At 66.8% G+C, this 10,603-nt stretch carries 5 protein-coding genes and 1 pseudogene; 1 reads left to right on the top strand and 5 read right to left on the bottom strand.

What is annotated here, in order from left to right:
* The 4 genes and pseudogenes from HG800_RS25685 to HG800_RS25670 all read right to left on the bottom strand — a co-directional run.
* Positions 1–371, bottom strand: a pseudogene (locus HG800_RS25685) (hypothetical protein); the annotation flags it as partial.
* A gap of 34 nt (positions 372–405) precedes the next feature.
* A complete protein-coding gene (locus HG800_RS25680; RefSeq protein WP_169981026.1) occupies positions 406–4,404 on the bottom strand; it encodes an efflux RND transporter permease subunit in 3,999 nt (1,332 codons plus the stop codon).
* Complete coding sequence (locus HG800_RS25675; protein ID WP_169981025.1) at positions 4,397–7,342, bottom strand: efflux RND transporter periplasmic adaptor subunit; 2,946 nt, start codon at positions 7,340–7,342, stop codon at positions 4,397–4,399. The genes HG800_RS25680 and HG800_RS25675 overlap by 8 nt, the downstream gene beginning before the upstream one ends.
* A 423-nt stretch (positions 7,343–7,765) precedes the next feature.
* On the bottom strand, positions 7,766–8,263 hold the full coding sequence (locus tag HG800_RS25670) for a hypothetical protein (RefSeq protein WP_169981024.1): 498 nt from the start codon (positions 8,261–8,263) through the stop codon (positions 7,766–7,768).
* Positions 8,264–8,544: 281 nt separating this feature from the next.
* Between HG800_RS25670 and HG800_RS25665 the strand changes: the two genes are divergently transcribed.
* Positions 8,545–10,071 (top strand): TolC family protein, encoded by a 1,527-nt coding sequence (locus HG800_RS25665; protein ID WP_169981023.1) that lies wholly within the window; start codon positions 8,545–8,547, stop codon positions 10,069–10,071.
* Between the two features lie 7 nt (positions 10,072–10,078).
* Here HG800_RS25665 and HG800_RS25660 read toward each other — a convergent pair whose 3' ends face one another.
* Positions 10,079–10,540, bottom strand: coding sequence for a hypothetical protein (locus HG800_RS25660; RefSeq protein WP_169981021.1), 462 nt, complete (start codon positions 10,538–10,540; stop codon positions 10,079–10,081).
* Positions 10,541–10,603: the final 63 nt, after the last annotated feature.

Below are 10,603 nucleotides of genomic sequence, written 5' to 3'. Positions count from 1 at the left end.
TCCGGGCCGACCGGGGCCAGGAGCTTCGAGGGGGCGATGACCTCCGCCTCGAAGCCCTCGGCGCGGAGTCGGCGGGCCAGGGCGAAGCCGGTGGGCCCCACTTCGTAGACGACCTGGGCGATCTCCTCCCGGAGCGGGCGCAGCCGCTCGAGGAGGACCTCGAGCCGGGCGGGCTGGACCCAGGTGGCGATCAGCCCGCGGCCGTCGCTGAAGAGGGCAACGCTGTAGGACGCCTTGTGGACATCGACGCCCACGTGCACCGCCTCGCCCTCCTCGAGGCGGAGCGGTTCGTTGGGCTTCCGCACGACGGTGAGCTTCCGCGCCTTGGTGTTCGACATGGCCGGTATTCCGGAGTAGGAGGAGCGTGTCACCTACTCAAGTCTTTCCTCCGAACGGCTCCCTGGCCTACATGCTATCTACGGGAAGGCCGAACAGCGCATCGCGGATGCCGGCCCGGAGCTTGACTTCCTTGATGGCGCAGTAGACGACTGGCACGACGAGCATCGTCATCACCTCGATGAGCATGCCGCCGAAGCTGGGGATGGCCATGGGGACCATGATGTCGGACCCTCGGCCGGTGGATGTGAGCACCGGGATCAGGGCGAGGATGGTCGTCGCCGTCGTCATCAGGCACGGTCGCACCCGACGCATTCCGGCCTCGATCGTCGCCGCCCTCGCGTCCTCGACCGTCTCGATCCGGGCCGAGCCGAAGCTCTGGTCGAGGTAGGTGGTGATGACCACTCCGTCGTCCGAGGCAATGCCGAAGAGTGCCAGAAAACCGACCCAGATCGCCACGCTCAGGTTGATCGTATGGACCTGGAAGAGCGCTCGCATGTTCACACCGAACAGGTCGAAATCCAGGAACCAGTCCTGGCCATAGGCCCAGATCATCAGGAATCCGCCCGCCCAGGCAACGATGATCCCCGAGAACACAAGGAGGGTTGTCGGCACCTGTTTGAACTGGAAGTACAGGATCAGGAAGATCAGGAACAACGCCAGCGGGAGGACGACCGACAGCGTCTTCTGCGCCCGGATCTGGTTCTCATAGCTTCCGGAGAACCGGTAGCTGACCCCGGCCGGCAGAACGAACTCGCCCGAGTCGATCCGCTCCCGCAGGAAGGCCTGGCAGTCCTCGACGACGTCGACCTCGGCATAGCCGGGTTTCTTGTCGAGCAGGACGTAGGCAACAAGGAACGTGTCCTCGCTCTTGATTGCCTGGGGCCCCCGGACGTAGCGGATCTCGGCCAGCTGCTCCAGCGGGATCTGGGTGCCATCGGGGGCAGGGACTAGAATGCGGCCGAGCGTCTCGATCTGGTCGCGGAGTTCCCTCAGGTAGCGGACGCGCACCGGGTAGCGCTCGCGTCCCTCGACAGTGGTCGTGATCCGCTTGCCGCCGATGGCGACCTCGATCACGTCCTGGACCTGCCGGATCATCAGGCCGTGGCGGGCAATGGCGTCGCGGTCGATGTCGATCTCCAGGTAAGGCTTGCCCACGACGCGGTCGGCGACGACGGCTGACGGCTCGACGCTGGGGACCTGCTTGAGCAGGCCCTCCAGCTCCAGGGCGACCCGCTCGATCGTTTCGAGGTCCGGGCCGCGCACCTTCAGGCCCATCGGTGCCCTCATGCCGCTCTGGAGCATGACGATCCGGGCGGCGATTGGCTGGAGCTTGGGGGCGGAGGTGGTGCCGGGGATGGTGGCAGCGTCGACGATCGCCTGCCAGATGTCGTCTGTGGTTCGGATCTCGTCGCGCCACTGGCGAAACGGACGGCCGGAGGGGTCGGGGATCAGCTCGCCCCGATCGTCCCGGACAAAGTCGCCGGCCTTCTCGTCATAGCGGAAGTTGAGCCGATGGCCGGACTCGTCGGTGATGTACTCGGACTTGTAGGTGATGATTGTTTCGATCATGGAGATCGGCGCCGGGTCGAGCGGGCTCTCCACGCGGCCGAGCTTGCCGACGACGAGATCGACTTCGGGAATGGCGTTGATGGCCATGTCCTGGAGCTGGAGCACGTCGAGCGCCTCGCCAATGGAGGCGTGAGGCATGGTCGTGGGCATCCAGAGGTAGGAACCCTCGTCCAGGTCGGGCATGAACTCCTTGCCCAGGCCGGGGAAGGTGTGGGCCATGGTGACCCAGGGCTTCGAGAGGCGGACCGCCTGCGGATCACCGCCGAGCTTGCCAACGGACCAGGGGACTACCCCGAAGACCCGGTCGAACCCGAGCCAGGCCGAGGCGCCGAGCAGGACGACCGTCATCGGTACCGAGAGGAAGAGCAGCTTGTGATCGAGGCACCAACGCAGCAAAGGCCGGTAAACGACTCTCTGGAACAGCACGAAGGCGCCGAGGAGCCCGCCGATAAGTGTCGCCACGAAGGCGAGGTTGCGGGTGAAACCCTGCTCCACGCCCAGCGGCTCCCAGTGCCGCGTCAGCACGACTCCCACGACCGCCACGGCCAGGGCATTGGACGCGTAGATGGCCGCCCGGCGCGACCACTGGGGCAGCGCCGGCTCAACGAGCCGGTACGCTCCCAGGCCCGCGAGGATTGCCCCGGCCCACCACGCCATCGTGACGCCGACGATCCCGCCAGCCACGATCAGACCGACCGAGAGTAGACCCTTGAGCTTGCCCGCCCCGCCCCGCCCGGTGAACAGGACATGGGCCGCCGGGGGGATGATCGTCAGGGCGACGATCACCGAGGCGATCAACGCAAACGTCTTCGTGAATGCCAGTGGCCGGAACAGCTTTCCCTCGGCGCCGATCATGGTGAACACGGGCAGGAAGCTGATGACCGTTGTCGAGACGGCTGTCAAGACCGCCGAGGCCACCTCGCTGGAGGCCCGGTAAATGACTTCCAGGCGGGGTTCGTCGGGATCAGCCTCGTCGAGGTGCTTGAGGATGTTCTCGCAGATGATGATGCCCATATCCACCATTGTGCCGATGGCGATGGCGATGCCGGAGAGGGCCACCACATTGGCATCGACCCCGAAGGTCTTCATGGCGATGAAGCACATCAGGACGGCCAGCGGCAGCAACACGCTGATCAGGAAGGAACTGCGCAGGTGCATGACCATCACGATCACGACGATGATCGTGACCAGGATCTCCTCGACCAGGGCCGTGCTCAGTGTGCCCAGCGTCTCGGAGATCAGGCCGGCGCGGTCGTAGAAGGGGACGACCGTGACCTGGCTGGTCGTCACCCACGCGGGCCAGTCGTCGCGGGGGGTCCCTCGGAGCCAGGCCAGCCACTCCTGATCGTTCAGGCCGCCGCCGTCGGAGAATGCCTTGAAGCCGTGCCCGGCGGCGAAGGACTCGACAGAGGCGCGGTCGATCTGGTTGAAGTCGACGTTAGCGGTGGTCGGCAGGCCCGGGGCAATCTCGGCGATCTTCGCCTTGATGTTCTTGATCGCCGCCAGCGGGTTGTACCCGTAACGGACCACGACCACACCGCCGACGGCCTCGGCCCCGGCCTTGTCCAGCGCCCCTCGGCGGAGGGCCGGTCCGAGGGAGACCGTCGCCACGTCCTTCACGCGGACCGGGACGTTCTCGGTCTGTGAGATCACCGACCCCTCGATATCTTCGACCGACTCCAGGAAGCCGAGCCCTCGGATGACGTACTCGACCTTGTTCACCTCGATTGTCCGGGCGCCGACGTCGACGTTGGACATCCGCACGGCGTTGAAGATCTGATCGAGCGTCACCCGGTAGGCTCGCATCGCGTCGGGGTCGACGTCGATCTGGTACTCCTGGACGAACCCGCCGACGGAGGCGACCTCGCTGATCCCCTCGGCTGCCTGCAAGGCGTAGCGGACGTACCAGTCCTGGACGGTGCGCAGCTCATTGCGATCCCAGCCGCCGGCGGGGTTGCCGTCGGGGTCTCGGCCTTCGAGCGTGTACCAGAAGATCTGACCCAGGGCGGTTGCGTCGGGGCCGAGGGCCGGCTGCACGTCCTCGGGCAGCGTGCCGGCAGGCAGGCTATTGAGCTTCTCCAGCACCCGGCTTCGGGACCAGTAGAACTCGATCTCCTCATCAAAGATGATGTAGATCGATGAGAAGCCGAAGAACGAGTAGCTGCGGATCGTTTTGACACCGGGGATGCCCAGCAGGTTGACCGTCAGCGGATAGGTGATCTGGTCCTCGACGTCCTGCGGCGATCGGCCCATCCACTCGGTGAAGACGATCTGCTGGTTCTCGCCGATGTCGGGGATCGCGTCGGTCGGCACCGGGTCGCGCGGCAGGCCGCCGAGATCCCAGTCGAAGGGGGCGACCATTGCTCCCCAGGCCGTCACGGCGATGACGACCAGGACGACGACGAGCTTGTTCTCGAGGCAGAAGCGGATGATCCGGTCGAGGACCGACACGCGGGGGGCTGACTGCGGGGGGGCGTGTTGCCGAGGATCAGTCATGGTCGTGTTCCTCTCCGGAATCCCGGGCCGATTCGCCGAGGGCGACCCGCTGTACCTCGTCGACGCAGCGGAGCATGGTCGCCCCGTAGTAGGGGTTGCGGGGCTGCTCGCCGGCCTGGAGCCAGGCGGCGCCTCGGCCGTCGAAGGCCATCGGGCAGTGCATCCGGTAAACGTCCCCGCCGATCTCAGGGGCGAAGGTCTCAAGGATGACCGGCATCTCCTCGGACAGGAGGGCGAAGCCGGCCCGCATCGGCTCGATTCCGGCCGCGCTGGTCATCCGATCGATGGCCGTCCGCAAGTTGGCTTGCTCGCGATCCCAGATCTCTCGGGCCTCGCCGTCGATCGCCGAGGCATCGATTCCGGCCAAGGCCCGTTCGAGTGCCACGGCCGCCTCGCCGGCTCGCGCCGGGTCGTCTGAAGCCAGGGTCTCCTGGGCCTGAAGATAGGCGTTCCAAAGCGCCTTCAGTTGGTCTCGGAACGCGGGGGGCACCTCGACCGGCCGGGGGCGGACCGGATCGGTGTCGGCCGGAGGGCCGTCCCAGATCAAGGAGGTGTCGGTGGCGCAGGTCAACATCGTCGCGCCGAAGTAAGGATTCCGCACCGCTCCATCGGCCTGGAGCCAGGCGGCACCTTTGTTGTCGAAGGCCATTGAGCAGAAGTGCTGAGAGATCGGCCCAACGGATTCCGGCAACCCGAAGGACGAGACGACGGGCGGCATGGTTTCGGACCACGACTTGAAGCCCGATCGGAGCGTCTCAAGTTCGCTGGCCTCCTGGAGGTGCTCGATTGCCGAGAGCAGCTCGCCTCGGGCGGTCATCCAGGCGTCGTGCGCTTCCCCCTCCAGCAAGGTCATGTCGATTGCCGAGAGGGCCTCTTCGGCCTGATCGACCGCCGATCGGGCGCGGTCGGGATCGTCGCCGGCCAGGGCTTGCTGGGCGTTCTGGTAAGCGTCCCAGAGGCCGGTAAGCTGCTCCCGGAAGGTGTTGGAGACATCGAACGGGCCGTTGGCCAGCAGCGTGCCGGGGTCGTCGGTCACGCCGAAGCGGTCGCGGAGGCGCCCGATGTCGGTCATCAATTGCCCGACGGCGTCTCGAATCCGGCGGTCGCTGGCGGCCCAACGGCCCTCGACGGCGTCGTTGCGGAGGCGCATTGCCAGTTCTTTCCAGAGCAAGGCGGCGTGCCCATCGAGTTTTTCGGCATCGACCCCGGCAACCGCCTGCTCGACGGCTTGCAGGGCGGCTCGGATCGCCTGGCGGTCGCCGGAGTCCATTGCGGCGGCGGCCTCACCAGCGGCCGAGAGGACCCGGCCGAGCTGCCCGGCGACGGAGGGGGGCAGCGCCGGCCGATCCCCAGAGCCGTCCGAGCCGGCATCGGCCATCGCTCCTTCGGGGTTCATCATGCTTGGCTTCGCGGCGATTTGAAGGGCGCTGTCGAGCTTGAAGTTCCCCTGAGTGACGACTCGCTCTCCTTCCTCCAGGCCGGCCCGGACGATGTAGGAGTCGCCGGCTCGGGGGCCGAGGACGATCTCGCGGCCCTCGTAGGTTGGCCTGTCGGCGTCGGGCCGCTCGACGTAGACGACCGCCCGGGTGCCGGTTTTCAGAACGGCCGAGGCGGGGACCACAAGAGGCTCGGCCGACTCGTCGGCCGCGGCCGCGGCCGAGACGTAGCCGAGCGTCTCGGTCCGGACCAGGGGCATGCCGCAGACGTCGCAGTCGTTGGCGGTCTCCTTCACCACACCCGGATGCATCCGGCAGATCCACTTGCCCACCAGAGCCGAGTCCATCACCCGCCCGGCCGTTGCCACCTGGGCGCGAACGATGGCTCGGATGAACATATCGGGCTTGAGCTTACCGCTTGGGTTCGGCACGTTGACCCTGACCTTCACCGTGCGGGTCTCGGCGTTGAGGACCGGGTCGATGAAGGCGATGGTGCCGGTGAAGATCTCCCCCGGATAGGCCTCGGTGGTGAACTCGACCTCCTGTCCGTAGCGGAGCCACGGGAGGTCTGATTCGTAGGCGTCGAGCTTCACCCAGAGAAGGGACAGGTCGGAGATTGTGTAGATGCGGGTGCCCGTGTCGACGTAGGCCCCTTCCTGGAGGTTCTTCTGAATGACGATGCCGGACATCGGCGCGTAGATCGTCAGGTGGTCTGAGGGCTCCTGCTGGGCCTCGATCTCCTGGATCTGCGGCTCGGTCAGGCCCCAGAGGCGGAGCTTCTCGCGGGCCGACTCGAGCAGCCGCTCGGCCCCAAGCACGCCCGATGACGTGCGGCGCTGCTCAGTGGCCTGTCGGGCCCGGATCAGCTCGGCCTGGGCGGAGTACAGCTCTGGGCTGTAAATGGAGACCAGATGGTCCCCTTCCTGAACCTCAACCCCGGTGTAGTCGACGAACAACCGATCGAGCCGGCCGGGGACCCAGGCAGTGATGTAGCCGAGCCGGGTCTCGTCGTAATCGACCTTGCCGACCATGCGGACGGTCGCCGTCACGTACCGGCGAGCGACGGGCTCGACCTTCAGGTCGAGCAGCTCTCGGGCTTCTCGGCTGATGGAGACTTCGCGGAGGCCCTCGGCCTCCTCGCCACCTTCGTTTGAGGAGGGGATCAAGTCCATGCCACAGAGGGGACAGTCGCCGGGGTTCGGCTGTCGGATCTGAGGGTGCATTGAGCAGGTCCAGGCCGTCGCCGTTCCTCCTGCCGACGTCGTCGCGGTCGGTCCGTCGCCAGTTCCCTCGGGAGCCAGGAGGAAACGGCCGATGCCGATGCCGATGCCGAGGGCCGCCAGTACGGCGACGGTCGTCACCAGAGCACCGGCCATCCGGGTGGCCCAGCCTGACCGTTGGGATTGAATCTGAGGCTGCGAAGGGCTCGACGGCACGGACGTGGTCGTGGTCCGAGCGGCGTGATCGGCCGAGGGCTCGGGTCTGGAGACGTGGTCAGACATGGGTCACCTCCGGCTCGCCCGGCCAGACGTCTGATCAGTCGGGCCAAGCATCGAAGCATCGAAACAGAACGGGGCATCGTGGGCGATTTTCCGTCGGAGCGTCATGACAGACCCTTTTGATGCGGGAGGATCGGGACAGCCCCAGGGCGGCCCATTGCCGGTCGACCCGGTTGACACGACTCGGGGACCCCTCGTGCGGGGCTCAAACACACAGCGAGGGGCCCCGGCCGGGCCAACCGGGCCGACCGGTAATGGGTTGCGTGGTCGTGCTCATCCCCGGCCTCTCCCGGAGTGGCGCCGAGGGCGGTCGGGAGATGCAATCGGGCCGGGGAGCGACCAGGCCGATCCTGAAGCACCGATCGGGGGATCAACCCCGATTGAGGCATCCCACTTGCGAGCGACCGGCGCGGACCGGTCCCTCGGTTAATTCAGGAGGTGGAGCGTGCGCAGGTAGATCGGCACGCGAGGGAACCCGGCGGCGTCGGAGGGGGCCGAGCATGAGGCCGCACCGGGGCGATCCCCCGAGAGAATGGCGGCGATCAGCGAGAGGGGCAGGGTCGAGCTACTCGGGCGTTCTTCGACGGGACGCGATTCTGATCGGGAAGCGGGAGGGGACGACTCTCCGGCCCGGCAAACACACGATTCGCAGGAATCGACGAGCGGGAGGCGAGGCGAAGGGAAGGCCGAAGGAAGGCTCGTTGCGGATCGGGCAGGGATCGTCTCGGCCGTGGAGCCAGGACCCGAGCAGCAGCCACAACCCCCGGGCTCACGGTCCATCCGGCAGGAGCCGGCAACCTTTGAGGCCGGATCGGTGCGATTCGAGCAGGCCGAGGCCCCGTCCATCGCGCAAAACATCCCAAAGATCGCAACGACGGCGATCCAGGACGCTCGACGGAGATGATTGCAGGAGGCCATCGACATCGTTCATCAATCGCGTTTTGAGAAGGTCATCAAATCGGAATGTACCACCAGTCTGCCCTCCTCGACAAGGCGAAGCGAGCGGCAGACGCGTTGTAAGGCCTTCCATGCGGCCTTTCTACGCAGTCGGTCGCCGGGAGGTTCGCTTCCGAGAAGATCGAGGGGAGGCCGGAGAATCGGCAAAAGCCGAACCCGAGGATGACCGATGGAGAGAATCGGGCTCATCTCGGATTTTGCCGGCGTCGGAACACGTCGGCTCCCATCGAACCGGAGCGAAGGGGACGATGAGACGACGCTGGTCTGCCGGGATGGGAACTGCCCTGCTGGCAAGCGGGTTTGGATGGGGATGCGCCCTGCCAGGGACAACACCGGACTATGCCGAGGTCGCCAGGAACCTGCACAACGCCGCGATCCGGCCTCCGCACGCGATCGGCCCGGACGACCCGATGGCCATCGCACTTGACCCCAACCCGGCCCCTCCCGAGCTGGCCGGGCCCCGGCCGGTCGACGACTACATCGCCCGCGCTTTGGCTGAGAACCGGGCGGTTCAGGCGGCTTACTTCAACGTGAAGGCGTTGGGACACCGTATCCCACAGGTCACGTCGCTGGAGGACCCGGTCGTCTCGAACACCGTCTATCCGTCTGGCAGCAACGGTCTGCAAACCGCCACCGGATTTGTGCCCTGGAACGTGCTGGTTGCCCAGCAGTTCCCCTGGTTTGGGACCCTGGCCCTGCGAGGAGAGGCGGCGGAGAAGGATGTGCAGGTGGCCATCGCTGAGCTGGCAACGGCGCAGCTCGACGTGGTTGAGGCCGTCAAGCGGGCCTATGCCGACCTCTATGCGAATGAACAATCAGCTCGGATCCTGGAGCAGAACCGGGAGCTGGTCGAGGACTTCATCGCCATCGCCCGCATTCAGTATGAGAGCGGCCAGACGAGCCAGCAGGACGTGCTTAGCGCCGAGGTGGCCCTTGCCGACCTCGACCGCGAGTTCGTCGGCATTCGCCAGGGGATCGAATCGGCCCGCGCCGACCTGGCCGAGCTGATGCACATCACCCCTGAGGCTCCCTTGCAGACCACACTGGTTCCTCCGGCCGGCGATGTCCCCGGTCAGATCGACCGGCTCTATCGGTTGGCCGTTGCCTCTCGTCCCGAGCTGAAGGGCCGGCTCGCGGCCGTCGCCCGAGACGCGGTGGCCGTGGAGCTGGCGAAGAAGCGGTCGGCCCCGAACGTGACGCTTGGCTTCAACTACGGGCTCGTGTCGGAGGAGGACTCGGTCTCCCCAGTCGCCAACGGCAACGACAACATCGGCCTCTTCGTCGGTTTCAACCTGCCGATCTACCGCCGGAAGATCGACGGGGCGATCCTTGAGGCCCAGGCCCGAGCCGTGGCCGACGCCAAGCTCTATGACGCTGAGCGCGACGGCATCTACCGCGAGCTGAAGGACCTGCTCTCGCGGGCCCAAGCCCAGCGCGAGACGCTCGACCTCTTCCAGGAGAGCATCCTGCCGCGAGCCCGGGACGCGCTGGATATCGCCGTGACCGACTATCAGGCCGGCCGCGTCGACTTCCTGACCTTGATCAGCGCCTGGCGCGAGGTCCTCCAGATCGAGCTGCAAGTCGCTCGCTTCGAGGCCGAGCTGGGCAAGAGCCTTGCCTCGCTCGAGCGAGCCGTCGGGATCCAGCTCCGGGATCATCCCCTCGATCAGGCGTCGATGGACGTCTCCGATGCCAGACCAACCGACGAGGTTCCCCCCCCTCCGCCGCCGATCGGCGGCCCATTCTCCGAGGAGGAGGCCGAGGGCGGTTCGTGATTGACGATCAACCGCCTCCGAGCACCGAGGGAGCCCCGAACGGCGAGCTGAGCCGAGGGGGCATCACACCCGGCATCCCGACGGACGGCGATCGGATCAGGCCATTGAGCCCCATCGCCCCGGTGGACGGCGAGACGCGGCGTCCTCTCAGGCGGGAGGCACCGCCAATCGGCGTCCGGGCCATGCCGGCGCCGCCGATCGGGGTGCGAGGCGGTGGCTCGGGCGCTGTCACCGAGGCGGCCATCGGCGTCGGCTCCAACGCTCGCTGCGCAATGTAGCCGCCGAAGCTGCCGCCAGAAGGGATGTACGCTCCTCCCATGTCCATGCGGTAGGACCGGGCAATGGTCGCGGCCCCATAGCCGCCGAGCGGCCGTCGCTGAACGCTCATCTGTCCCTGAGCAGCGTCGGGCCAGAGCCCGATCAAGGTCGCGAGCATCAGGGAGGCCACCAGCGCACAGCTCGTCCGCATCAAAAGTCTCCTGATCAATCGACCACCGTCCCCCGAGCGATTCCGCCCAGGATTCGCGGGGGC

Source organism: Tautonia rosea, assembly GCF_012958305.1.
Classification (GTDB): domain Bacteria; phylum Planctomycetota; class Planctomycetia; order Isosphaerales; family Isosphaeraceae; genus Tautonia; species Tautonia rosea.
The sequence above is the reverse complement of the archived record's forward strand: the minus strand, read 5'-3'. Positions and strand labels throughout refer to the sequence as shown.

Coding starts and splice junctions, on each gene's coding strand:
- HG800_RS25665 (WP_169981023.1), top strand. CDS start 8,545: ATGAGACGACGCTGGTCTGCCGGGATGGGAACTGCCCTGCTGGCAAGC.
- HG800_RS25680 (WP_169981026.1), bottom strand. CDS start 4,404: ATGACTGATCCTCGGCAACACGCCCCCCCGCAGTCAGCCCCCCGCGTG.
- HG800_RS25660 (WP_169981021.1), bottom strand. CDS start 10,540: ATGCGGACGAGCTGTGCGCTGGTGGCCTCCCTGATGCTCGCGACCTTG.
- HG800_RS25670 (WP_169981024.1), bottom strand. CDS start 8,263: ATGTCGATGGCCTCCTGCAATCATCTCCGTCGAGCGTCCTGGATCGCC.
- HG800_RS25675 (WP_169981025.1), bottom strand. CDS start 7,342: ATGTCTGACCACGTCTCCAGACCCGAGCCCTCGGCCGATCACGCCGCT.